Origin of the sequence: Peribacillus sp. TH27 (assembly GCF_016650915.1) — a bacterium.
GTDB lineage: Bacteria > Bacillota > Bacilli > Bacillales > DSM-1321 > Peribacillus > Peribacillus butanolivorans.
In genome coordinates this window covers 4480313-4503789 of record NZ_JAEKEV010000002.1, presented here as the reverse complement: position 1 = coordinate 4503789, position 23477 = coordinate 4480313, and the positions used below count along the sequence as shown (strand labels likewise).

At 39.7% G+C, this 23477-nt stretch carries 23 protein-coding genes; 4 read left to right on the top strand and 19 right to left on the bottom strand.

The features are described 5' to 3' along the window. Window positions 1–29: 29 nt before the first annotated feature. Entirely contained in the window at window positions 30–1103 is a 1074-nt protein-coding gene (locus JFU24_RS23040) for a M42 family metallopeptidase (protein ID WP_053347336.1), read from the bottom strand. Window positions 1104–1279: 176 nt separating this feature from the next. Here JFU24_RS23040 and JFU24_RS23035 point away from each other — a divergent pair, with 176 nt between their 5' ends. Next, on the top strand, window positions 1280–1597 hold the full coding sequence (locus JFU24_RS23035; protein WP_053347337.1) for a PepSY domain-containing protein: 318 nt from the start codon (window positions 1280–1282) through the stop codon (window positions 1595–1597). Between the two features lie 46 nt (window positions 1598–1643). Here JFU24_RS23035 and JFU24_RS23030 read toward each other — a convergent pair whose 3' ends face one another. Next, a complete protein-coding gene (locus JFU24_RS23030; protein ID WP_201250566.1) occupies window positions 1644–2489 on the bottom strand; it encodes a YtnP family quorum-quenching lactonase in 846 nt (281 codons plus the stop codon). Window positions 2490–2709: 220 nt separating this feature from the next. Next, on the bottom strand, window positions 2710–3348 hold the full coding sequence (gene trmB / locus JFU24_RS23025; protein WP_053348155.1) for a tRNA (guanosine(46)-N7)-methyltransferase TrmB: 639 nt from the start codon (window positions 3346–3348) through the stop codon (window positions 2710–2712). 264 nt (window positions 3349–3612) lie between these two features. Here trmB and JFU24_RS23020 point away from each other — a divergent pair, with 264 nt between their 5' ends. Next, the gene (locus tag JFU24_RS23020) at window positions 3613–3888 is read left to right on the top strand and encodes a YtzH-like family protein (RefSeq protein ID WP_201250565.1); all 276 of its coding nucleotides are present in this window, start codon (window positions 3613–3615) and stop codon (window positions 3886–3888) included. On the opposite strand, the gene JFU24_RS23015 is transcribed toward JFU24_RS23020, so the two are convergent. The 4 genes from JFU24_RS23015 to thpR form a co-directional block, all read right to left on the bottom strand. After that, complete coding sequence (locus JFU24_RS23015) at window positions 3889–4671, bottom strand: phosphotransferase family protein (RefSeq protein WP_201187993.1); 783 nt, start codon at window positions 4669–4671, stop codon at window positions 3889–3891. 365 nt (window positions 4672–5036) lie between these two features. Continuing rightward, complete coding sequence (locus JFU24_RS23010; protein WP_201250564.1) at window positions 5037–5756, bottom strand: diacylglycerol/lipid kinase family protein; 720 nt, start codon at window positions 5754–5756, stop codon at window positions 5037–5039. After that, on the bottom strand, window positions 5743–6750 hold the full coding sequence (locus JFU24_RS23005; protein ID WP_201250563.1) for an NERD domain-containing protein: 1008 nt from the start codon (window positions 6748–6750) through the stop codon (window positions 5743–5745). Before JFU24_RS23005 ends, JFU24_RS23010 begins: the two co-directional genes overlap by 14 nt. A gap of 24 nt (window positions 6751–6774) precedes the next feature. Then, window positions 6775–7329, bottom strand: coding sequence for an RNA 2',3'-cyclic phosphodiesterase (thpR, locus tag JFU24_RS23000; protein WP_201186230.1), 555 nt, complete (start codon window positions 7327–7329; stop codon window positions 6775–6777). 489 nt (window positions 7330–7818) lie between these two features. Between thpR and JFU24_RS22995 the strand changes: the two genes are divergently transcribed. Next, the gene (locus JFU24_RS22995) at window positions 7819–8196 is read left to right on the top strand and encodes a MaoC/PaaZ C-terminal domain-containing protein (RefSeq protein ID WP_152952308.1); all 378 of its coding nucleotides are present in this window, start codon (window positions 7819–7821) and stop codon (window positions 8194–8196) included. Between the two features lie 514 nt (window positions 8197–8710). On the opposite strand, the gene JFU24_RS22990 is transcribed toward JFU24_RS22995, so the two are convergent. The 11 genes from JFU24_RS22990 to JFU24_RS22940 all read right to left on the bottom strand — a co-directional run bounded on the left by JFU24_RS22990 (window position 8711) and on the right by JFU24_RS22940 (window position 21392). After that, window positions 8711–9955 (bottom strand): Nramp family divalent metal transporter, encoded by a 1245-nt coding sequence (locus JFU24_RS22990; RefSeq protein WP_201250562.1) that lies wholly within the window; start codon window positions 9953–9955, stop codon window positions 8711–8713. A gap of 499 nt (window positions 9956–10454) precedes the next feature. Continuing rightward, on the bottom strand, window positions 10455–11267 hold the full coding sequence (locus JFU24_RS22985; RefSeq protein ID WP_201250561.1) for an energy-coupling factor transporter transmembrane component T family protein: 813 nt from the start codon (window positions 11265–11267) through the stop codon (window positions 10455–10457). After that, complete coding sequence (locus JFU24_RS22980) at window positions 11260–12135, bottom strand: ATP-binding cassette domain-containing protein (protein ID WP_201250560.1); 876 nt, start codon at window positions 12133–12135, stop codon at window positions 11260–11262. Before JFU24_RS22980 ends, JFU24_RS22985 begins: the two co-directional genes overlap by 8 nt. After that, a complete protein-coding gene (locus tag JFU24_RS22975) occupies window positions 12120–12935 on the bottom strand; it encodes an energy-coupling factor transporter ATPase (protein WP_201250559.1) in 816 nt (271 codons plus the stop codon). Before JFU24_RS22975 ends, JFU24_RS22980 begins: the two co-directional genes overlap by 16 nt. A 14-nt stretch (window positions 12936–12949) precedes the next feature. Further along, window positions 12950–13801, bottom strand: coding sequence for an SDR family NAD(P)-dependent oxidoreductase (locus JFU24_RS22970; protein WP_201250558.1), 852 nt, complete (start codon window positions 13799–13801; stop codon window positions 12950–12952). 119 nt (window positions 13802–13920) lie between these two features. Beyond that, a complete protein-coding gene (locus JFU24_RS22965) occupies window positions 13921–15096 on the bottom strand; it encodes a thiolase family protein (protein WP_201250557.1) in 1176 nt (391 codons plus the stop codon). Continuing rightward, window positions 15093–16589, bottom strand: a complete 1497-nt coding sequence (locus JFU24_RS22960) for an AMP-binding protein (RefSeq protein WP_201250556.1) — start codon at window positions 16587–16589, stop codon at window positions 15093–15095. Before JFU24_RS22960 ends, JFU24_RS22965 begins: the two co-directional genes overlap by 4 nt. A gap of 69 nt (window positions 16590–16658) precedes the next feature. Continuing rightward, on the bottom strand, window positions 16659–17222 hold the full coding sequence (locus JFU24_RS22955) for a biotin transporter BioY (protein WP_201223358.1): 564 nt from the start codon (window positions 17220–17222) through the stop codon (window positions 16659–16661). 387 nt (window positions 17223–17609) lie between these two features. After that, the gene (gene dat / locus JFU24_RS22950) at window positions 17610–18461 is read right to left on the bottom strand and encodes a D-amino-acid transaminase (RefSeq protein ID WP_201186241.1); all 852 of its coding nucleotides are present in this window, start codon (window positions 18459–18461) and stop codon (window positions 17610–17612) included. Window positions 18462–18486: 25 nt separating this feature from the next. Then, window positions 18487–19899, bottom strand: coding sequence for a dipeptidase PepV (gene pepV / locus JFU24_RS22945; RefSeq protein ID WP_201250555.1), 1413 nt, complete (start codon window positions 19897–19899; stop codon window positions 18487–18489). Between the two features lie 152 nt (window positions 19900–20051). Continuing rightward, a complete protein-coding gene (locus JFU24_RS22940) occupies window positions 20052–21392 on the bottom strand; it encodes an MATE family efflux transporter (RefSeq protein ID WP_201250554.1) in 1341 nt (446 codons plus the stop codon). Window positions 21393–21951: 559 nt separating this feature from the next. Between JFU24_RS22940 and JFU24_RS22935 the strand changes: the two genes are divergently transcribed. Next, the gene (locus JFU24_RS22935; RefSeq protein WP_053347355.1) at window positions 21952–22686 is read left to right on the top strand and encodes an SDR family NAD(P)-dependent oxidoreductase; all 735 of its coding nucleotides are present in this window, start codon (window positions 21952–21954) and stop codon (window positions 22684–22686) included. Between the two features lie 111 nt (window positions 22687–22797). On the opposite strand, the gene JFU24_RS22930 is transcribed toward JFU24_RS22935, so the two are convergent. After that, window positions 22798–23283, bottom strand: coding sequence for a DedA family protein (locus JFU24_RS22930; RefSeq protein ID WP_201186249.1), 486 nt, complete (start codon window positions 23281–23283; stop codon window positions 22798–22800). Window positions 23284–23477 lie beyond the last annotated feature (194 nt).

The window sequence follows — 23477 nt, the reverse complement described above, 5'->3', positions numbered from 1 at the left end:
TGCACCCCTTTCCATTTCAGCTTCCTCTATTAGCCGTTATTTTTTAATGTCTCAAATGTCGTTTTATCACATGCACGAACTAATTTCCCAATCAGTTCACGAGCTGCCGCATAATCATCAATATGAATCATGGACGCATGTGTATGAATATAGCGCGAACAAATGCCAATCACGCCACTTGGAATACCTTCATTTGCAATATGGACTTGTCCGGCATCCGTGCCGCCTTGGGAAACAAAATATTGATATGGGATATCATTAGATTCAGCAGTATCAAGGATAAATTCCCTCATGCCGCGATGTGTGACCATCGACCGGTCAAAAATACGGAGTAGGGCTCCTTTTCCAAGCTGGCCGAATTCACTTTTACTGCCTGACATATCGTTTGCTGGACTTGCATCTAGGGCGAAGAAAAGATCCGGTTTGATCATATACGCTGCTGTTTTTGCACCACGCAATCCTACCTCCTCCTGTACCGTTGCTCCGGAGTATAAGATATTTGGTAAAGTTTCATCTTTTAAATCTTTTAACAACTCAATCGCCAGTCCACATCCATAACGATTATCCCATGCTTTTGCAAGAATTTTTTTCTCGTTAGCCATCGGTGTGAAAGGACATATCGGTACAATCTGCTGACCTGGTTTGACACCAATTCTCTTCACATCTTCCTTATCATCTGCTCCGATATCAATCAGCATATTTTTAATGTCCATTGGTTTTGAGCGTTGCGATTCATCTAACAAATGAGGCGGGATCGAACCAATGACGCCAATAACCGGTCCGTTATCAGTGATGATTTCAACCCTTTGCGCCAAAAGTACCTGACTCCACCAGCCACCTAGAGTCTGAAAGCGGAGCATTCCGTTTTCTGTTACCGAAGTGACCATAAAGCCCACTTCATCCATATGTCCAGCAACAAGTACAGTTGGTCCTTCTTCATTCCCTCTTTTTACACCAAAGATTCCACCAAGGCGGTCTTGAATTATTTCATCTGAATATTTTTCAAGCTCACTCTTCATGAAACTCCGAACAGCATGTTCATTTCCTGAGGCACCTGGTAATTCTGTCAATGTTTTAAAAAGCGCTAAAGTCTCATGATTCATCTTTCTACTCCTTAACTATGTGTTATTTATTACTATTTTACATAACTTAGAATAATGTTACACTTGAAAGTTCTAATTTATCAGTTAATGGTTAAAATTTCAAATTATTAGTCAAATAAAGAGTTCTTCTGTATACTAGAAAGCGTGATGGAAAAAAAGCAATGGAGGAGAAATTCATGAATTGGAAAACGTTTTTACTAGGCACTGTAGCTGGGTTCGCTGCCGGCTATGCGACAAAACAAATTTTGGATCAATCAAGTAATCCTTCTCCGGATAAAGTGTTAGCCCAAGTGAAGGAAACAGTCAAAAAGGACGGAAACATATATGGCTCATGGATTTTGATGAAGCCGGAAAACTACAAAAAAAATAATTTAGACTATGAAGTGTATAAAGGCGGCATTACTAGAAACACAGAGGGAAAACGCGAGCAATTCGAATTTGTAGCGGATGCCTCTACAGGAACAATTTTGGAGCTTAATGCGCAAAACGATTGAAACAAAAAGGAGGTCGTCAAAATGACGTCCTCCTTTTTTGTTATCCTTATCGCTTTCGTTTCAGTTCAGCCGTTATTTCTTTACCCGTTTCATTCCATTTTATGGCACAATAGTGAGCATCATGGTAAAAGCTGTACCACGACCCGTTTTCCAGTCCGGATTTCATCCACTTTTCCTTCGCCTGGATGGAAGTCATTGGGTAATCATCGTAAGCAAGTACCCAAAGTACATTCGCATGGGCATGTGTCGGCATAATATCAGCCATATGAATCAGCCTGTCCAAACCATCTTCAATGATGATAATCGCATGTCCATCGCTATGTCCGCCGGTATGAATCATTTTTATGCCTTCAGTGATTTCTTTCTCTCCATTAAACGGGCGAACAAGTGAAGCAACAGCTTCCCAGTTTTCTGACCAATATGTACTTTTTGAACGAATATTCGGGTTTTGCATTTCCTTCCATTCAATTTGAGTCGTAATAATTTCTGCGCGTTCGAAAACAGGAACCCAAGCTTCACCTTCACGTTTCGTCAATCCGCAGGCATGGTCGAAATGCAGATGAGTCATTAAAATGTAATCGATATCATTTGGTTGAATCCCAAGCTTGCCTAAATCCTCAATGAGTTGGGATTCTTCCGTTACCCCAAAATTTCGTTTTTGCTTGTCATTCATCTTCCCATTACCAATTCCGGAATCTATAAGCATATTTAATCCATTTGCCTGAACTAAAATCGGATCCGTCCTCAACTCAATCTGGTTATTTTCGTTAACCGGATACTTCTTAGACCAAAGCGGTTTCGGTACAACACCAAACATCGCACCGCCATCCAAGTGGGTTACACCACCATTCAGCCATGTTAATTTAATTTCCCCTATTTGCAAAGTTTCCATTTTTACCCCTCCTCTCTCTTTAGTTTAACATCTGCTTCCATTTATTGAAATTGATAACATCCAGCTCTTTATTTCCCATGAAAGGCATTGAAAGAGATTGCGAAAATATGGCCTAACCTTATTCAAAATGGAAGCGTCATAATCACTGACATCACTAATTTATCTAAATCTGCCCAAAAACAAAAAACCAGATGCTGTGCACCTGGTTTTTCATCAATTATTATTGAAACTTTGCTTCCAACCGGTAAATCCGATTGCCTTTACTCGAGAACTTCTCTTCATATTCAGTCATGATATTTCCTTCAAAGCTGCTGTTATGCAAATCAAGACTTACATATTTTAAAAGCATGCCGTACTCGGAAATACTCATCAAGGAAGACTCAAATAGTCCTTGGTTATCCGTTTTAAAGTGGATTTCCCCTTGATCTGGAAGAATGCCTTCATAGACCTCAAGGAAAGTTTTATACGTTAACCGGCGTTTGGCATGACGTGATTTCGGCCATGGATCAGAGAAATTCAAGTAGACGCGATCTACGTCACCTTTAGCAAAATATTCTCCTAAGTTCGCTGCATCAACATTTAACAACTTTAAATTTGGCACTTCTGCTTCAATTAACAAGTCGAGTGCCGCTACAATGACGCTTCTATATACTTCAATTCCAATGAAATTCACATCAGGATGGGCTTTCGCCATTTCTGTTATAAATCGGCCTTTTCCCGTACCCACTTCAATATATAACGGATTATCGTTACCGAATACTTCATGCCATTTACCTTTATGGCTCACTGGCTGCTGAATCACATATTGCGGAAAATCATTCAAACGGTCTTCAGCCCAAGGTTTATTTCTTAAACGCATGATGACACCCCTATTTATAATATAATCGTTCAAACCATAACACGAGTAGATGGATTCCTGCAAGCTGATTTTTTCAGGAACCGCCGGCGAGGGCCCATTCATTAAATAAAAAAACTGCCGGCCATCATGGCGACAGTCTCTGTAGTTTTCATGTATAAAACTTTCCGCAACACACACCATAAATAAGTGAAGGGCAGGGAAAATCACCTGAGAATCCCTTTTATCCAGGCTCACTTTTACTATTTAAGAAAGGAGTGGAATTATATGCCGCTATCCCACGAACATCAAATGGAACTATTAAAAGATATATTAACCAACCATCAAACAGACTGCTGCGGTTCCGTTTCTGAATGCGAACAGGTTGAGAGGCTCGTCAAATCCTTGATGATCAATATGGATATTGATAGTAACGTGAAAACAGTACTGACGGAGATTTACGAATACAGTCAGACAGGAATCGGTGCCGCCGATTTAGAAGCACATATAACAACCCACCAGAACGACTTGTCCCAATGGGTGGATGACATTGATCAATACTAATCAGCCAGCCATTAATAGCGTTTCAAGTTTATGAAGTAAATCGTTTCTTTCCTCGTACCGTTTTCTACGATGATGCCATTGGATGGAAAGCACAAGTTGTGAAACCGTGTGCCATTTCATCCTCATCTCCAGGCCTGCGTCAAGCTTCTTGCCATAACGGGCAAGCCACTGATTCCATTCTTCCCTTGGGACGTAGGAATACAAGAGTATGCCCAGGTCAATGGCTGGATCGCCAATGACTGCTCCGTCCCAATCAATTAGAAACAATCCGTCAGTTTCGGTCATGAGCCAATTATTGTGGTTCACATCACAATGACAGACGACTTTTTCGTCGCATTCAATCAACAGAAGATTGTTCTGTAAAAAATGAATGGCTTGCTTGATAATCGGAATATCCGTAACATCCGAAGATAACCCGGTTTCTATTTCTGTAAGTATACTTTCAGGTCGTAAAGGGGATTTCCCAAGCCTTTTGAGCATGCTTAACAAAGGATCGGATTGATGAATTTTTTGAAGCAGCTTTGCGACTCTTATATTGTTCATTTCCTGCTGAGATAGCTCCCTGCCTTCCATCCAATGCTGGGCCGTAATTACATCCCCATTTTCCAAGCGTTTTGTCCACATTAACTTTGGAACAATGCCCTCAGCTGAAAGAACAGCTAAAAATGGCGATGAATTTCGTTTTAGGAAGAGCTTCTGTCCATCTTTCTCGGCAATAAAGGCTTCTCCTGTAGCTCCTCCAGCAGGGGATATATCCCACTCCTGACCTAATAAATGTTCCAACTGGTTCACCTTCGATTTCCTCGCTTAATTATACAAATGTGGGTACGTTTCACCTAGTGTATGTATTACCACTACTTTGAGTCCATGTTTAATAAAAAACCCGCCTGTTGGCGAAGCTGCGTGTATACGTGCATCGGGATGATACCCCGCAATTAAAAACATCCTCATATTAGAGAAATAAAAAAATAGCTATTGAGCAATTAAACAATAGCCATAAATTAAATTTTAGTTGAAATACCGTTTCTTCGTCAAGTACTATAAAACGATTATACGCATAAAACAACAACAAATAAATCATTTCAAAACTTATAATGAAATACGGCCATTAAACATGACACAGATTTTCTCTTTCAGAACCTCTACTGCTACTTCATCCATCCCAACAATTTCTCATCGTCTGGCTTTGACTTCGGTGAAATTTTCATCCCGCCACCAAAGTAGGGCTGGTTTGCGATAACAATGAACCATACCTTTTTTAACTGATGTATGTTGCCATCAACAGTCAAATTCATATAACTAGGCTGATAAGTGAATAGCTTTTTTATAAAAATAAACAGATAAATTAATTTACCCGTTTTCACAAGATTAAACCATTTTTTTAGAGGAGAACGGTCCGCTTCATAAGATATTTCAGCATCAATACCCATTCCAAGGCTGTTCATAAAATAACCGGTCTGACCATTCGTCTCAAACTGCCCGATGTCAATAACCCTGACGACATTATCCTGAAATAAAGAAAGGGCTTCCTCTGCACTCTTGGTTTTCTGAACTCCCCTTACATAATCATTGCCAGACCCAGCTGCAAGGGAGCCAATGATTGCATGAGGAAACTCAGCAGCACCATTTACCAATTCATGTAAGGTACCATCTCCCCCAACTGCAATCATTCGGGTTTTCTGATTAGTCTGGGAAAGAATTTCCTTCGTCAACCTTAACGCATGCCCTTTTTCTTTCGTAAAAAAGACCTCATAGGGAACATCTTCTGATTTCAGTATTTCCTCGACCTTTTTCCAGGTTTTAATACTTCCTTTATTTCCGGCCATTGGATTGACAATGAAATACATCGTTTCATTAAGGCGCTGCATGCCCTTTTCCCTCTGCTTGATTATTATCGGTATCCCATTCTGGTCGTATGCTTGAAGTAGTTTGGCAATATTCCAGCAAAGCCTGCGCACCTTTTAACTGCTGAGCCTTAAGGGGAGAAGAAATTGTCCGCATCCTTTCAAACCATTCCGGGAATGTCCGTTTATCCAATATATCGATATCATACGGCGTTTCCGGGTAATCCACATATCCATTTCGGGAGAGAACCACTTTTTTTATCGGCAAGTTCACTTCATATAGTTCAAATAACTGGGAGACGATGTTTCCCATCCGATTGACAGCCAATAATGGATTGAGCACTTTTTTGTCAGGATACTTATGATGCCGGCGGACCCAGAATCGATCGCTCGATCCAATAAAAGCCGAATCTTCCTCCGCTTCCAAAAATGTGATGCACCAGGCATCCACAGGCGTTAATAAAATGACATCGACTTCGACAGGCGCATTTTTCAATAGAAAGATAGGTTTGTATAAAACGAGAAACGTATCCGGAAACCGCTGCAGAAAAAAGCGGAGCCTTTCATCCAAAAAGAATGATTGGTCCACAAATGACTTTTCACGAAGCGTCGAGCTGCCCCACTTCATTTGAAATCGGAGCAGCTGATTTAAAAAATTCTGTTTTAATTCATCCAGATTAGCTGGATTAGAGGGAAATCTTAATGAAAAGACATTTTCATTTCTAGCCAGGTTCGGTATTTGTTGCTCCTCGACCTCTAGCGCTTGTTTATCTGAACGGTGGAATAGGCCTTTCACCTTGTTGAACAAGCCCCGTGGCTCCTCATGAGGTGTATCGTCCTGTACAAGGGTTTCCATTACATCAGGTTGGCTATACAGCTGATTTAGCTCGCCCGCGTGATAAGCAGCCTTCAATTTATCCCATTGCTGTTTTTTTAATTTTGCAAATTGTGTTGGATATCGATAAATATCCTGCTCATACCGAGAAATATAATCCTGCATTTTTATGAGCTGTGCCATTCGAACACCACCCATCTTCCTCTATTATTGAAGGTTTATTGTAAAAATCTGTTCGTATGAAGGGGAAGCTCCAAGATGTGTTTGATAAAGCGCAATCTGAGCTGCTTCAAAATGCTTAGTCTCCAAATTTGCTATCTGCCGGACCCTTTCTATCGAAAAGAGACTCTCACCCTCGAATTTTCTTGCCAGCGTTATATGCGGCTTAAACTGTTTTTTATCCAGTTCAAAGCCGGCCTGCACACACGATTCATAGATTTTTCTTTGAATGGTAAAAAGTCTGTCTTGCTGTTTGACACCTGCCCAAAGAATTCTTGGGCTCTCATTTTTTCCAAAAACCCCAATATCCCCGAGTTCAAGGTCAAACATGGTCTCATTGGCAAGCTCACTTTCCACTCGCCCTAGGGCATCCTTTTTCATAGAATCAGGAGCATTCCCTAAAAACGCCATCGTAATATGATAATCGGCTTGATGCAGCCATTTCTTAAATGGAAACTCCGATTTAATTTGTTCTGTTGCATCATTTAAATAAGTCTTTATATCATCAGGTAATACCAAAGCAAAGAAAAAATGAGTATTCATTCGTCACTATCATTCCTTCCTGTTCTCCATTTAATTTTACCATAATTCCAATTGGGAATACCTGCCTTTAACTTGAATTCAGGGAATTCCTTTAAGCAAAAAAAAGACTGAAAGTTCTCAGTCTTTCCTTTACAGCAATTCTTTATGCCATCTCGTTATCGCAGGTTCAGTGTCTCAACCAACTTGCCTTTTTTACATATATACCTGCAGTCTGGTTCCCGTCGACAGTATTCTTCACCTGGCAGAATTATAAAATTCGCTGACTTGCCGATATCCACCCAATAATCATGGGTAATCCCAAATGCCATTAACATAATAGGTAAATTTACAAAATTCCTGACTCTCACCGAATTTTACGTAAAGTTTAATCACATAACGTTCGAATAACCGCATGTATTTTATTATGAATGGTTATTCATTTATTATTTAAACGTGTTATATTTTATATGTTAGACATTGGAAATCTAGATATTTTAGGGAGGAAGAAACATTATGCTGAAACCTGGGGATGTATATACGTGGGAACGGACCTTTACTGAAGAAGAAACGTTACAATTCGCTGAACTTTCAGGAGACCAAGGCAGACATCATATGGAACGCGATGAAAAAGGGCGATTAATGGTACATGGATTATTAACAGCAAGTATAGGGACTAAAATCGGAGGCGATTTGAACTACATCGCCCGTGAAATGGTCAATGAATTCATTCGTCCTGTATTTACAGGCGACACCATTACATGTGAGTTAATTTTGACAGAAGTAGAACAGATGGAAGGTTTCAAAAAAATTGCCCTTAAATTCGTTTACCGCAATCAAAAGGAAAAGGAAGTTTTGATTGGGACAAGTCACGGTATTATCAGGGATTAATCGGAGCCAAGGACGGATTATCCTATGTGAAGGTCGAATTAATTAATCGCACGGTCGAATTAATCTAGTGAAGGTCGATTTAATCAATCGCACGGTCGAATTAATCTAGTGAAGGTCGAATTAATAATCGCACGGTCGAATTAATCTAGTGAAGGTCGAATTAATAATCGCACGGTCGAATTAATCTAGTGAAGGTCGAATTAATAATCGCACGGCCGAATTAATCTAGTGAAGGTCGAATTAATAATCGCACGGCCGAATTAATCTATGTGAAGGTCGAATTAATCTGGTGAAGGTCGATTTAATCAATCGCAAGGTCGAATTAATCAATTAAAGGTTCACATTCAGCCATGTCAGCCTCCATCTGACTGTTATAAGCAACGGAAAAAGGACCAGTACCTGGTCCTTCAACTTTTCTTTCATTCTAATTAATGCTATGGGAATAAGGCTGTACCGAATCATGCTGCTCCATAAAATCCACGTTCCATTCTCCAGACATAATCTTTCCTTCTCTTTAGCTGAAAATTGTTTCATAAAGCAGGAACAAATTCAGCCCGATAATAAGTACAGCGATAAGCCCGGCTATGCTGGAGGTGACTTTATGATTGACTAGATTGCCCATAACCTTTTTATTGCTCGTAAACATGATTAACGGAATTAAAGCAAATGCAATTCCAAACGAGAGAACCACTTGACTCATCACAAGTGCTTTAGATGGGTTTACTCCCCACAATATAATGGCTAAAGGAGGAACTGTCGTAATGACTCTTCTCAAATAAATCGGTATATGCCTTTTAATAAAACCCTGCATGACTACATCACCTGTCATCACACCAACGGAAGAGCTTGATAATCCTGCAAACAATAATCCTATCCCAAAAAACATCGCCACAGAAGGTCCAAGCAGGGCACCAAATTGTTGATACGCAACATCTAAATCCTCAACAAGTATTCCACTTTTATGAAACAAAGCTGCTGAAACAATTACCATGGCGGCATTGATTGCACCTGCAATAAGCATAGCTATAATAATATCGATTAGCTCAAAACGAAAAATCTTTTTTCGTTCTAAATCGTTTTTACCGACAATTCTTTTCTGTGTTAAAGAAGAATGAAGGTAAATCGCATGTGGCATGACTGTCGCTCCAAGCATGCCCGCAGATAGTAAAATACTATCTACCCCCTCGAATTTTGGAGTGAAGAGTCCCAGAACAACTGCAGAAGTATCAGGTTTTGCATAAAAAACTTGAGCCCCAAATGCAATAACTACAACAAAAATCATGACCGTGATCAAGGCTTCGAATGTCCGATATCCTCTACGCTGGATTTCCAATATGGCAAAAGAGCCTATCGCCGCAATAATGGCAGATGTGATAAGCGGCAGATCAAAAAGCAAATAGATTCCGAGTGCCGCACCTATAAATTCAGCCAAATCGGTTGCCATGATAACCGCTTCAGCCTGTAGCCATAATAAGAAAGATGTCTTTTTTGAAAATCTCTCCCTGCATAGCTCAGGAAGATTTTTCCCTGTGGCAATTCCTAATTTAGCAGACAATGATTGGATTAGAACAGCCATTAAATTAGAAGCAAAGATAACCCATAATAATGTATAACCATATTTAGAACCTGCTGTAATATTTGTAGCATAATTCCCTGGATCAATATAGGCTACAGCGGCTATAAATGCTGGACCTAGATAAGGAAGCAGTGTTTTAATTCCCCTAGAAGAGGATTGATGTAATTCACCAGAATCAGACATAACTATTTCAACCCCTTTTTACACGCAACTCAAAATGTTGCGATAGGTAAACTTTTTAAGTTATAAGAAAGTATATTCCTGAATCTTGAAAATGTCAAAAGGAACAAACTGATAATATTGGAAGCAGTTTTGCGGTAAAAGTTGAAGAACAAGCCTGATCGAGGGCGAATAATAAAATTAAAACCGGCTTAGTGAACATTGTCATTTCTCGATAGCATGTAATCTTTTTTTGGTAGCTAAAACAAAAAAACTGAAAACCTATTGGTGTTTCCAGTCGCAAAGGGGGATAGTTTAGACTCAGTTCCTCAAGCCCAAATAAAAATGTCTTTCAAGAGCTAAGCAAGTGTCTTAAGCAATGTAAAAACGGGGAAATCGTCGGAGAGCCAAGCCTTTTGTTATAAAGCTGCATTTTAATTACATTTAATTCGACCTTATTGAATACGACGCTGAGTAAAGGGTAAGGAAGTTAATAATGAATTAACTCTAATAGCACAAGGTTTTATAACACTTCTCCTCCAATCTTCAGAAATAAAAGGCCCAATAAAACTAGCAATAAAATACTTAGTGTCCAATAATCTAAACTCTTAAATTTTAATAGTTTAAAACGAGTTCTATTACGTCCATCACGATAGGCACGAGCATCAATCGCAAGCGATAAGTTTTCGGCCCTTTGAATGGAAGTTAATAACAATGGAATAATGACCGGAATATAATTCGTAATTCTTTTAACTTTGCTTTGATGATCAAACTGCACACCTCTTGAGCGCTGTGCATCAATGATGCGGTCTAGCTCCTGAATAATAGTTGGGATAAATCGTAATGCAATCGACAGCATTAAGGCAAATTGTTCTACTGGTACATGCAGTTTTTTTAGAGGTCTCATGATTGTTTCTAGACCGTACGCTATATCTAATGGCTTTGTCGTTAAAGTTAATAATGAAGTCATCAAAACAAGGAGGACAATTTTCAATAGGACGCGGCAACCTTCGACAATTCCTTCCATATAAATATGCAAGTAGCCAAATTGAAATATTAGATTCTCCCCTTTTGTTAAAAATAAATGATACACAAAAGTGAAGCTCAAAATAAATAGAATCGGCAATAATCCTTTTATAAAAAAGGATGGTGGAATTTTTGAACATGCTAGACAACCTAAAACAAGACACGTTACTAGCACATAACTTATATAACTATGTAAGAAAAAAACCAATAACATAAAAATAGCTATGGCCATTAGTTTTGTTCGCGGGTCTAAACGATGTAAGATGGAATCTCTAGCGACATACTGACCAATAATGACATTTTCAATCATATTGGTATCTCCTTCCCTTTAGAAGTGTAAGCACTTGAGGCATCACATCTAATTCTTTCAAAGATGCTACCTGTATCCTTTGCCCTGTCACCTTCTCTATTGCTAGTAACAATTTCGCTGTATCGGGTATATCTAATCCCATGGATTGTAGTTCTTCCCTTTTATCCAAAAACAATGACATAGGGTTCATTTGAAATTGCAGCTTCCCTTTGTGTAACACAATGACTTCATCAGCATATTCCACTACGTCATTCATTTGATGTGTAATCAATATAACCGTATGATTGCCTTGTCGTCGCCACTCCTCTATGTTTTGTAAGATGCTCTGCCTACCGAGTGGATCTAATCCGGCAGTGGGTTCATCTAAAATAAGAATCTTGGGCTCTAACATAAGGACAGACGCAATCGCAACACGTCTTTTTTCTCCACCACTTAAATGAAGCGGAGATTTTTCTAGGTAACTTGCATCCAAGCCTACTAAATCAATTACTTGCTGTGCCTTATTTACGATAGCGTCTTTATGCCATCCTCTATTTCTAGGGCCAAAAGCTAGTTCTTTTAAAACAGTCGTTTCAAATAATTGGTGTTCAGGATATTGAAAAACAAGACCCACATCTGGAGAAATTGTCGGTTTTCCTTTTTTATTAGGTCTTATTAGCTTCCCATCCATCGTATTCTGGCCTACTGTCGGCCATAATAATCCTTGCATCACTTTGGCTAAAGTGGACTTTCCTGATCCCGTTTGCCCGATGATAGATACCCATGTTCCAGATGGAATGGTACACGAGATATCTGTTAATACTTGTTTTACTTCGCGAGTTGCAGGGCTGTAATAATCATATTGAATATGCTCTAGCGCGAGTTCCATAAGTATTCTACCATCCCTTCTATATCCGTTATATGCATTGGCACTTCTACTTCCTCCTGCTGCATCTGCATTTTCAATTTTAATGCAAAGGGTAATTCCAAACGACAGTCTATTAGCATCTGTGGCTTATGGAAGATTTCAAGAGGGGTTCCGGTAGACACAATCTGTCCTTGATTAATTACTATCACTTTTGTTGCTGATAACACTTCGTCCATATGGTGCGTAATATGCAAAATGGTAATACCTTCATTATGCAATTGACGCATGATGGATATAATTTGATGTCTCCCATCAGGGTCAATCATGGACGTAGATTCATCAAAAATAATGAGTTTTGGTTCCATTGCTAATATTGCAGCAATGGCAACACGCTGCTTTTGACCACCAGAGAGTTTATGTGGCTCAGTCTCTCGAAAAGGAAGCATCCCTACTTTTTCAAGTGCAGCCTCTGCTCTTTCTACCATCTCACTGGGAGGACAGGCGATATTTTCAAGACCGAAGATTACTTCATCGAATACATTGGTCGTAATGAGCTGTTCTTCTGGGTTTTGAAAAATAATGCCTATTGATTTGCGAATTATTGCTAGATTTTCCTTTTGTTTTGTATCAAGGCCTTGAAACAAAACTCTGCCTTTTTTCGGTAATATCAGTCCATCTGCCAATTTGGAGATGGTCGATTTACCAGAACCGTTTGGGCCGACAATTGCCACAAACTCTCCCTTTTCTATTTGAAAAGAAAGTTTTTGAATAACATGCTTCTTATTAGGATAAGAAAATGATACAACTTCAAAACATAGCATAATGGAAACCTTCTTTAATCAGTAGTTGTGTCACGATGTGCATGCCATTTTGCTAGGAGCATATCTGCAGTTAGCCCCTGATCATTTGAGAGCATTCTTTGTTTAGGCTTCTCCCAAACACTGATTTTCGAGCCGTTCACACCAAATACTTCACCTGTTAATTCCGAATCGTCGATAGTCGTTAATAAATATATAAGATGTGCCACTTCATCTGCTGTGCCTACTTGCCAAAAGGGTGGAAACACTTCGTCATTCGCAGTACATTTAGCTTGAATATACTCAATAACAGACTTTGTCATATCAGTGAGCGCTGCAGGAGAAATCGCATTGACCCGAATATGGTCTTTTTTCAGCTCTTCTGCCAAAGTCCACGTCATACCGAGGATTCCCGCTTTTGCTGCACTATAATTCACTTGACAAACTGAGCCTAATAAACCTGCAGTTGACGTCATATTGATGATACATCCGCCTTGACCGCGTTCCTTCATAACATTTATCGCTGCCTTTGTACAAGCGAAAGTACCCGTTAAATGAACGTCAATCACATCCTGCCATTGAGCTGCCGACATATTGATGCATTTTTTATCACGCACGATGCCAGCATTGTTCACCAATATATCCAACTGACCAAATGCGTCCATTAGCTGAGGGACGATTATTTCACCGCTAGACACTGATGCTATAGACTCACAGATCCCAATAGCCTGCCCACCCAATGAATGAATTTCTGATACGACTTGTGCTACTTTTTCAGGATTCGTTCCATTGACACCTACAGCTGCTCCTTCTCTTGCTAAACGTAATGCAACGCTTCGTCCAATTCCCCGGCTAGCTCCTGTCACTAATGCCACTTTCCCTGTTAACATCCTCGATCCTCCTCTAAAAACCATCAATATTCCATTTACTAGCGTTGAGCTCTTAACACACAAATCACAGTGAATAGCTTATTCGCTATATACGAAACTGTTAATGAAAATGGAAGGCTTCACTCCTTCGAAAATCGTTCAACTAATGTGGCTAGCCCAAGTCCTCCCCCAATGCCAAGGGTTGCTAGTCCTCTCATAAATGGCTGCCGTTTCATCTCTGCGCAGAGTCTGGTCATTAAAATAGCTCCTGATGCTCCATAAGGATGGCCAATGGCAATGGCACCACCACCACGATTGACCTTTAATTGCGGAATGCCTAGACTTTGAATGGACGCTAATACTTGAGAGGCGAATGCTTCATTAAACTCAACTATATCGATATCATCGACTGTTAGGTCATGCCTTGCAAGGAGTTGATTGACGGCAGATACTGGACCTATGCCCAAATAATTTGGGTCTACACCAACTGCTTGCGCATCAATAAATTTCATTAGTGGCTGCAGTCCTAGCTCCTCGCATTTTTCTAAAGACATTATTAATACAAGCGCTGCACCATCGTTGATAGGACATGCATTTCCTGCTGTTACAACACCATCATTTTTAAATACAGGCAATAACTGCTGTAACTTTTCAAAGCTCGTATTGGCTCGTGGACATTCATCTTCACTAATAATGATTGAATCTTTACCATACTGAACCGTGATCGGTACTATTTCATCGGTGAATCGTCCTTCACGTTGAGATTTTACAGCCTTTTCATGGCTGCCTAGCGCAAATAAATCTTGTGCTTTGCGGGAAATCCCATATTTCTCTGCAACATTTTCAGCCGCAATACCCATATCTGGATCGCCTATACTGTCTGGTGAAAAACGAGCACGCATATAAATTTCCGGCGGTTGATAGGAATAAAGCGAGGTTGGCTTTTTCATTCGCCAAGGTGCTCGACTAGTGCTTTCAACTCCACCTGCTAAATAAATGTGACCTGCTCCGCTTTGAATCATACGGGCAGCCTGGTTCACTGCTTCTAACCCAGATCCACATTGACGGTCGACAGTCACACCAGGTACCGTGTAGGGTAAACCTGCTGTTAATAAAGCATTACGAGCAATATTTCCACCAGGTCCCACTGTATTACCAATGATCACATCATCAATCTCTGAAGCCGGAATATTATTTTCATGGATAAGGTGTTTTATGAGTGGTGCTAGTAAATCCTCTGGTTCTAGATTTTTGAATACACCACCTAATTTTCCTATAGGTGTCCTTTTCGCTTCTACAATAACAACTTCTCTCATCGGCACACCTCTATCATTTGTTGTTTTACAAGGTTACGCGCAATTTTCCCGCTACTAGTATAAGGAAATGCTGTGACTTCGATTAGTTCTTGCGGGGTTTTGTAGGATGCCAGATACTTCCGGCAATGGCTTTTTACTTCTTGTAAGTTGAGTGTGTATCCCTGTTTCCACTGTACAAGTACGATGACCTTTTCACCCCAGTAAGCATCAGGTAAACTTGTCACCATTACTGCTTCAATTTCCGGTAATTGCATCAATACCCGTTCAATTTCTTCCGGAAATATGTTCAGACCCCCACTTACAATCATGTTTTTTGCCCGACCTTCTATGTAAAGATAACCCTCTTCATCCCGCCTTGCGTAATCACCTAACTTTAACCAATTGTCTTTCAAAACATTATTTGTTTCATCCTCTTGCTGAAAATAACCCGAAAATATCATCTCACTTGAAACAAATAACTGACCCACTTCCCCTGTCTTCACTTCCTTGCCACCCATATCTCTAATTGAAATTTTCACTTGCGGAAATGGCTTACCGACTGTATCTGGCTTTAATCTATTATTTTGAGGCGTTAAATAGGAAATATAACTGGCCTCTGAAGAACCATAAAATTCATAAATATTCAGATTCGGAAATACTTCCATTACCCCTTCTTTAGAGGCTGCTGACCATTTTGCTCCTGAAGAAATAACCGCTTTTGGCACATAAAAAGGATGCGGAGCCCTCACTGCGTAATCCATTATTGCTGAAATCATAGTCGGAACAAGGAAAATAGTTGTCTCTTCTACGTGCTGACAAACTTTCAGTACATCAGCTGGTGTAAATTTACGTATAATATGAAAAGTCGCACCTATAAACAATGTTTGGATTGCTGCAAATAATGACAATGAATGGACAAGAGGTCCCGGTGCTAATATATGGTCACAGAACTTGAGATTAAATACCTTATTCGTTGAATAAAAGCTTTCTAGCCAAGATAAATGTGTACGAATATACCCTTTTGGTGTACCTGTTGTTCCTGATGTAAAACCTAAAAATAAAACTTCATTTATCAAAGGGGTTATAGGTTCTTCCGCTGCATTAGAAGCAAGCCAGTTTGAAAAATCGTCCTCCGTGCCATCTGGCTCAACTATTATAGTTGGAATACCTTCCTCTTCCACTTTATCCGCTAAACTTCCTTCGACAAACAACAAAGCAGGCTCACATTTTGTCAATACGTATCGAATTTCAGATGCACTCCATTTCGGATCAAGTGGCACAGGTATCAAACCAGCTTTGACTACTCCAACGAAGATTTGAATGAATTCAACACAATTAGACATTAATATGGCTATATTCGATTTTGATGAATGTTCCACATTCGACAAGCCATTTGCAATTTGATTCATCGAGTCAACTAAAGCACTGTATGTTAGTTGTCGAGTTCCAAGCTGCACTGCCACTTTTTCAGGACAGATGTCTTTGTACATCGTTATTTGGTCAGTTATATTCATGTTATTATTACCTTTCATTCACTTTATGCAATCAAATAAAGAAGAAAACCGTCCCACCATTTGTAGTCATTATTCCTCTTCTGCTGCTGCCAGTCGTTCTTGAATTGGACTCACTGATTTTAATTGCACAGCAATTATCGCTGCAATGAATGCTTTAATTAAATCCCCTGGTAAAAACGCAATACTCGCCATTAAACCTACCCATACCGATGTATTTGTAATAAGAGCCATAATAGGTGCACCAATTAAGTTAATCAAAAGCACCCCGCCAAATATGTTAACGATAACGACTTTCCATGTTTTGACGTTGGACCAGACTTTTTCAGTGAAGTAACCGATGATAAAAGCAGCTAGCGGCCAACTCCAAATATACCCTGCTGAAGGCCCCACCAATACAGCAAGTCCACCACGGCCACCTGTTAATAACGGCGCACCAATTGCAACCAATACTATAAAAACTATTAAACTCAATCCGCCCATTTTTCTACCTAAAAAGCATCCCGCAAGCATAACGCCTAATGTTTGTGCAGTAATTGGTACCGGTATGAATCCTAAAGGAATTGGAGGGATTAACCCTAAAACTCCGATTAATGCTGCAAACAATGCTGAATAAACCATTTCTTTGGTTGTCATATAATTTCCCTCTCCATTTGCACTATACAAATTAATCAATTTTGCATAGTAACCATTTTAAAAATATTAAATTCCTAAACATTCGAAATAGATTGAATTCTTTTGTACATACATTTGATTAAGGTTTAGACCGGTCGACCTCCATGCCTTGTTTAAATAATAATAGTAGAAAAGATTTTTGTAAACCACATTTTTTTTTAGTTAACACATATTATATATATATCAGCTTTTTAACTATTAGATTGGAATACAAAAAAATCACAAAAGGTTTTAATTGTTAAAATGCTTGAATTCCGATAACGAATAAGAGGAAAACGAATGGGGATATAAAAACGTGAAATGTAAAACCCCCTTGCCGCGTGGCAGGGGGGCACTTATTAATTCTCTTTAAACGGCACCGCATTGTCTCTCAATTTCTTCAGAAAACAGTTTTTGCAGACTTTTGGTAATCGGTCCTGGTTCTCCATTAGCAATCGATTGTCCATCGATGTTAATAATCGGTGTCACTTCTACACTTGTACTCGTGTAGAGGACCTCATCAGCTGCCATCATTTCCTCGACTGTGAAGGCTTCTTCGACATAGGGAATATCATTATCGGCGCATAGTTTTAGCATCACCTGACGAGTAATCCCATTCAGAATCAAGTTGGTGGCCGGATGCGTTTTCAATGTCCCATTCACCATGATAGCGACGTTAGATGAACTTCCTTCCGTTACCGTCCCATCACGATGCTGAATTGCTTCGTCACAGCTAGCTTCCACTGCTTGTTGCTTAGCCAATATGTTACCTAGTAGATTCAAGCTTTTAATATTACAGCGCAACCAGCGGATGTCGTCGGTCGTCACGGCCTTGACCCCAGGCTTCACTTTTCCTGTATAGGGCATTTCTTTCGTATAGGCGACAAAGACCGGCTCCACCTCATTAATTGGAAAAGCGTGAGTGCGCGAGCACACTCCCCTCGTCAATTGCATGTAGACAATCCCGTTCCGTAGTTTATCTTCAGCGATTAGTTCTTTAACTCGAGCTTCGATTTCCGCTACAGTAAAAGGGACCTTCAGCTGAATCATTTTTGCACTGTCCATTAGACGGTTTACATGCATATTACTCGCAAATACTTCGCCGTTATAAACTCGAATGACTTCATATATCCCGTCACCAAATTGATAACCTCGGTCCTCAATATCAACCTTTACGTCCGACCTTGTTTTAAGTTCGCCGTTATAAATGATTTTTCCCATGTCTTTCTTTCTCCCTCTCAGCCTCTTATTTAGCTAATTCATAAATGGCACGTGCATAAATCGCTGTTGCCTTAAGCATATCTTCAATAACAATATATTCATCCTTTTGATGCGCAATATCTTCACTGCCTGGAAAAAGCGGGCCGAATGCGACGCCTTCCTTCAATGAACGGGCATAAGTGCCACCGCCAATTGAAAGGAGTTCTGCTTTATCACCGGTCTCTGCTTCATACACTTGCTGCAGCGTCTTAATCAGGAAACTTTCGCTGTTCACATAGTGAGGCGTTGAATGCGAATTAGACTCCACACGCAAATTATATGCTGCAAGTCTTTCTTCTAATGCCGCTTTTTGCTGTTCCCATTCAAATGTTACCGGGTAGCGCATACTGAAGCCAATGGAACTGTCACCCTGTTTGGAATAGTTGAATACTCCGGCATTAACCGTCAATTCACCTGTTTGCTCATCTGTGTAAGCCACACCTAAATTATTTCCACGGGAATCTTCAAACAAATAATTCTTAATGAAAGTAAAGTAGGATTTCGCATGCGGATCAAGTGTTAGGTCTGCTAAAAATACAGCTAGATACATACCTGCATTGACTCCATTTTTCGGCTCCATTGCATGAGCTGAAACGCCGTTCAGTTCTAGAAGCACTTGATTTTTTTGTGGTACGGCTTGCCCCTTCAACGAATATTTTTGAAGATAATTTTGATAGTTTGTCACAACTTCAGCGGGATTTACAGCTTCCACTGTAGCCGTTGCGAAATCTGGTACCATATTCGTTCTTCGGCCTGATGAAAATTCAATAACATTCACTTCGGAGTTCGTTCCATTGCCTGCATCGGCTGGATGTATAACTGAGAAATCCCAGATTCCCTTTTCCGCACTGATGATTGGGAAGTCAGCATCTGGCGCAAAGCCCATCGAAGGCATTTCTTCCACTTCAAAATAACGGCCAACACAGCGCCAGTTTGATTCCTCATCCGTTCCGATAATCATCCGCACACGTTTGTTCAAAGGCTTACCAATCTCCCTGACAAGCTTCATTGCATGATAGGCAGCCATCGTCGGCCCTTTATCATCAATTGCCCCACGAGCATAAATACGACCATTACGGATCTCAGCGCCAAACGGATCCGAACTCCAGCCATCTCCTTCAGGAACAACATCGACATGACATAAAATACCGATCAACTCCTCGCCTTCACCCATTTCAATATGGCCGGCGACATTATCGACATTCTTCACAGTAAAACCGTCTTTTTCGGCTAACTGAAGCATGTAATCAAGCGCTTCCTTTACCCCTTTACCAAATGGAGCCTCTTCTGTCGGATGTTCTTCATCCAGTACGCTTTTTATTTTTAATAAATTTTGCGTATCCAGTAGTATGTCCATTTTCCGTTTCTCAACTTCTTCACGCCAATTCATTTCACTCAAAATACGACAACTCCTCTTTTATATATATTTTTTATTTTATCACTTTTATTATCTGATTCGCCAAGCGTTGATACCTTTTTTAAGTATTCCCGTTTTATCACTAACGTCAAACTACTGTCAAAATGACCGTTGCAACTAAAAAACACCCTCTCTCAATTATAAGAGGGTGTCTTCACTAAACTCTCTTCGTCCATTAGAATCATTATTTTTCTGTTTAACCTCGGGATGTATAACGCTAAAAATAAGGAACGACCTAAACTGAATATAAGAAAGGCAAGCCATAATCCATGATTGCCATGTTGCGGGACGGCCAAAAACTGGACAAACAGAAAGGCCAGCAGCGCAAGAAGCATGGAGTTCCGTACAGGAACAGCTTCAGTAGCACCCGTAAACACTCCATAGAAAATGAGTCCGATAAAGGCTGTGAATGGGAATATGACTATCCAAAGTCCGTATACATGGGTCAGTTCAATGACTCCTGGGATATTCGTGAAGAGCAGAATAATTTTATCGCTAAATAACCAGTATAAAACAGCAAGTATGAGAGAGGCATACAGGCCCCATTGCGCTGAAAGAGCTAGCGTTTTTTTATAAAGGTGTACATCTCTCGAACCAATGGCTTTCCCAATCAGAAGACTCGATGCATTTGCAAAACCATCAAAGCAATATGCCATCAGATAGTGAATTTGAATGAGTACAGCATTGGCTGCCAAAGTCTCTGTCCCAAAAGTGGCTCCTTTGGCCGTGAAAAGATTAAAAACCGTAATCAAACAAATTGTCCTGATAAATAAATCCCTGTTCACCACCATCATTTTTTTCAAGGAAGTATAATCGAATCCCGCTCGTAAAGAAAAGGTTTCAGGTATGGAAACTACCTTCCTAATCACCAACAAACCAACGAAGAAAGCTGCAATCTCTGAAATCAATGAAGCCGTAGCGACTCCTGATACAGACCAGGAAAACCTATTTACAAAAAGCAAGCACAGGACAATATTGATCAGGTTCATGAAAACTTGAATGAACAGAGATGTTTTTATGCGGGATTTTCCAATTAACCAGCCTAGAATGACATAGTTCATTAACGCAAAAGGCGCACCCCAGATCCGAATACTGAAATAGTCAGATGCAAAGGCGGCAACATCCGATTCCGGCGTGATTGCAGCTAAGGAAACATTTAAAATGGGCTTCTGAATTACGATAAAAAGAAGACCGATAATTGCCGCTATCATAAAAGGACGAATCAAGGCCATCAGGCTTTGTGTCTCATCCCTAGCCCCCTCTGCTTGTGCAGCGAAGGCAGATGTACTAACTCGCAGAAAACCAAAAAGCCAATACATCGTATTAAAAATAATGGTTCCAACAGCTACCCCGCCGATATAAGCAGGATCACTCAACTTTCCAACCACAGCCGTATCAACCGCCCCAAGCAAAGGCGTACTCATTGTCGAAATCGTAAGAGGAATGGCCAAGGATAGATACATTCTGTGATTCATCAATAAATTACCTCCTTTTTACATAAAAGACTTCTCAAACGCCTGAAAAACAAGAAATGGAATGATGTTATAAAATTTTGTATTGAAAGTACAAAAAGTTTGCAGTATTCGATTTTAATCACTAGAATTGAACATATGGTACTCATCAACAAAAGTTGCTAGGAAATATATAGTGCTTTTCTCAAACGAAGACCATGATAACGTGCGAAAGGATCTACAAGGTTGCTGGTGAGTATTATCAAATAGAACGGTTAAGCTATTTTTGTATATTGACAATTTACGGAATCAAAATTTGAATATTACAAGATTGACAACGCTTTCAACTATACCTGTATGTTTTGTTTTTGAACCAGGGAGTGGGAAGTCTATTTAAATATATCAACTTTCCCAGATTTACAACATCTTTTTTCCCAGCAAGAAAAAGGCAATGTGTAAACGGAAAAATAAAATGCTTGACGGATTCATAAAGGAGTTATAGTATTGCTCGTTGATCATACAACTTTTGCACTATGCGTGGTCATATTGTCCAGCTTTTAAAAATCTATTAGGAGTGATTATGATGGGAAGATTAACTAATAAAGTGGCACTTATTACTGGAGGAGCATCCGGTATGGGTAGAGAAATGGTAGACCTATTCACAAAAGAAGGAGCTCAAGTTATTGCTGCTGACATCAATGAAAAAGCTGTTGCAAAAGTGAACGAGCTAGATAATGTCTATGGTACACTTCTTGATGTATCTTCTGACGAAAGCTGGAAAAAAATGATGGATACTGTTATTGAGAAATTTGGTAGAGTTGACATCCTAGTCAACAATGCTGGAATCTCAACAGAAAAACAAATTAATGATACAACATTGGCTGATTGGCAACTAATGTTAAGTGTTAACGGATTTGGACCTTTCCTTGGTATGAAACATGTTGTTCCTTACATGGTTGAAGAAGGAAAAGGCGCTGTTGTAAATATTTCTTCCTTTACAGCTCAAATCGGTATGGGTTTAAACGCTTATTCAGCTTCTAAAGGTGCTGTTCGTGCTATTTCTAAGGCTGCTGCAACACAATATGGCCGCATGGGCGTCCGTGTTAATGCCATATTCCCTGGTATTATCGAAACACCAATGACACAAAAATTAGAAGAATCAAAAGAACTTGTAAACCAAATGGTTAAAGCGACTCCATTACAACGTTTAGGTCAACCAGCTGATATTGCAAATGCAGTGCTTTACCTAGCATCTGATGAAGCTTCATACGTTACTGGTGCTGAGCTAGTTATCGACGGTGGATATTCTGCTCAATAATAAAAGTTAACAATAAACAACCCCGTTTCTGAAATTCAAAAACGGGGTTGTTTTGTTTCATTATTTTAAAACTCGGGCCCACTTAAGGAAGTCAGTTCTCCCCCAAATAATTTAAGTTAAGACACCAATAAAATAGCCAAAAGCTGTAAATACAAAACACCAGCTGAAAGCTCCTGCACCTGCGAAAATAATATATTTTCGTTTCCCCATCCCGTTCATCCCAGAAAAATAACTGGCGAAGTGGCGAACACCTGGGATGAAATATGCAATAATAATGGTCCACGGACCGTATTTATTGAACCATTTCTCCAGCCTTTCCAGCCTTGCCGGAGTCATCTTAATCCACTTGCCGTGCTTTCTCAAAAAAGGCTTGCCTACCTTTTTACCAATAAAGTAACTGACCAGCATTCCAGAAATCGACCCAAGAAAACTGACGAGGAATGCCCCTTGGACATTTAAAACAGCAATGGACGACAAATAGCCGACAAAAGTCATCATAAACTCATCAGGTACCGGCAAACCAATAATTCCGAGGGCCAGCAGTCCATATATCGCAAAATAACCATAGTTTGATATTAAATCTTTTACCATGTCCATCTCTAGTACTCCATCTCAGACACCCTTTTAATAAAGTAATCCAATTTCTGATACGGGCCTGGTTAACGTGATTACTTCTTTATAATAGGATAACCTAATTTAACCCATATAAGTTGGTTTTAATGAAAAAAGAAAAAAAGAGAATACACAAACTCCAAATTGGTTTATTAAGGAAGATTTAAATTACAATGATA

Coding starts and splice junctions, on each gene's coding strand:
- JFU24_RS23035 (WP_053347337.1), top strand. CDS start 1,280: ATGAATTGGAAAACGTTTTTACTAGGCACTGTAGCTGGGTTCGCTGCC.
- JFU24_RS23005 (WP_201250563.1), bottom strand. CDS start 6,750: ATGGCACAGCTCATAAAAATGCAGGATTATATTTCTCGGTATGAGCAG.
- JFU24_RS22960 (WP_201250556.1), bottom strand. CDS start 16,589: ATGAATATAACTGACCAAATAACGATGTACAAAGACATCTGTCCTGAA.
- JFU24_RS22955 (WP_201223358.1), bottom strand. CDS start 17,222: ATGACAACCAAAGAAATGGTTTATTCAGCATTGTTTGCAGCATTAATC.
- JFU24_RS22935 (WP_053347355.1), top strand. CDS start 21,952: ATGGGAAGATTAACTAATAAAGTGGCACTTATTACTGGAGGAGCATCC.
- JFU24_RS22970 (WP_201250558.1), bottom strand. CDS start 13,801: ATGTTAACAGGGAAAGTGGCATTAGTGACAGGAGCTAGCCGGGGAATT.
- JFU24_RS22980 (WP_201250560.1), bottom strand. CDS start 12,135: ATGGAACTCGCGCTAGAGCATATTCAATATGATTATTACAGCCCTGCA.
- JFU24_RS22985 (WP_201250561.1), bottom strand. CDS start 11,267: ATGATTGAAAATGTCATTATTGGTCAGTATGTCGCTAGAGATTCCATC.
- JFU24_RS22965 (WP_201250557.1), bottom strand. CDS start 15,096: ATGAGAGAAGTTGTTATTGTAGAAGCGAAAAGGACACCTATAGGAAAA.
- JFU24_RS23020 (WP_201250565.1), top strand. CDS start 3,613: ATGCCGCTATCCCACGAACATCAAATGGAACTATTAAAAGATATATTA.
- JFU24_RS22975 (WP_201250559.1), bottom strand. CDS start 12,935: ATGCTATGTTTTGAAGTTGTATCATTTTCTTATCCTAATAAGAAGCAT.
- trmB (WP_053348155.1), bottom strand. CDS start 3,348: ATGCGTTTAAGAAATAAACCTTGGGCTGAAGACCGTTTGAATGATTTT.
- JFU24_RS22990 (WP_201250562.1), bottom strand. CDS start 9,955: ATGTCTGATTCTGGTGAATTACATCAATCCTCTTCTAGGGGAATTAAA.
- dat (WP_201186241.1), bottom strand. CDS start 18,461: ATGGGAAAAATCATTTATAACGGCGAACTTAAAACAAGGTCGGACGTA.
- thpR (WP_201186230.1), bottom strand. CDS start 7,329: ATGAATACTCATTTTTTCTTTGCTTTGGTATTACCTGATGATATAAAG.
- JFU24_RS22930 (WP_201186249.1), bottom strand. CDS start 23,283: ATGGACATGGTAAAAGATTTAATATCAAACTATGGTTATTTTGCGATA.
- JFU24_RS23030 (WP_201250566.1), bottom strand. CDS start 2,489: ATGGAAACTTTGCAAATAGGGGAAATTAAATTAACATGGCTGAATGGT.
- JFU24_RS23010 (WP_201250564.1), bottom strand. CDS start 5,756: ATGCAGCGCCTTAATGAAACGATGTATTTCATTGTCAATCCAATGGCC.
- JFU24_RS23040 (WP_053347336.1), bottom strand. CDS start 1,103: ATGAATCATGAGACTTTAGCGCTTTTTAAAACATTGACAGAATTACCA.
- JFU24_RS22940 (WP_201250554.1), bottom strand. CDS start 21,392: ATGAATCACAGAATGTATCTATCCTTGGCCATTCCTCTTACGATTTCG.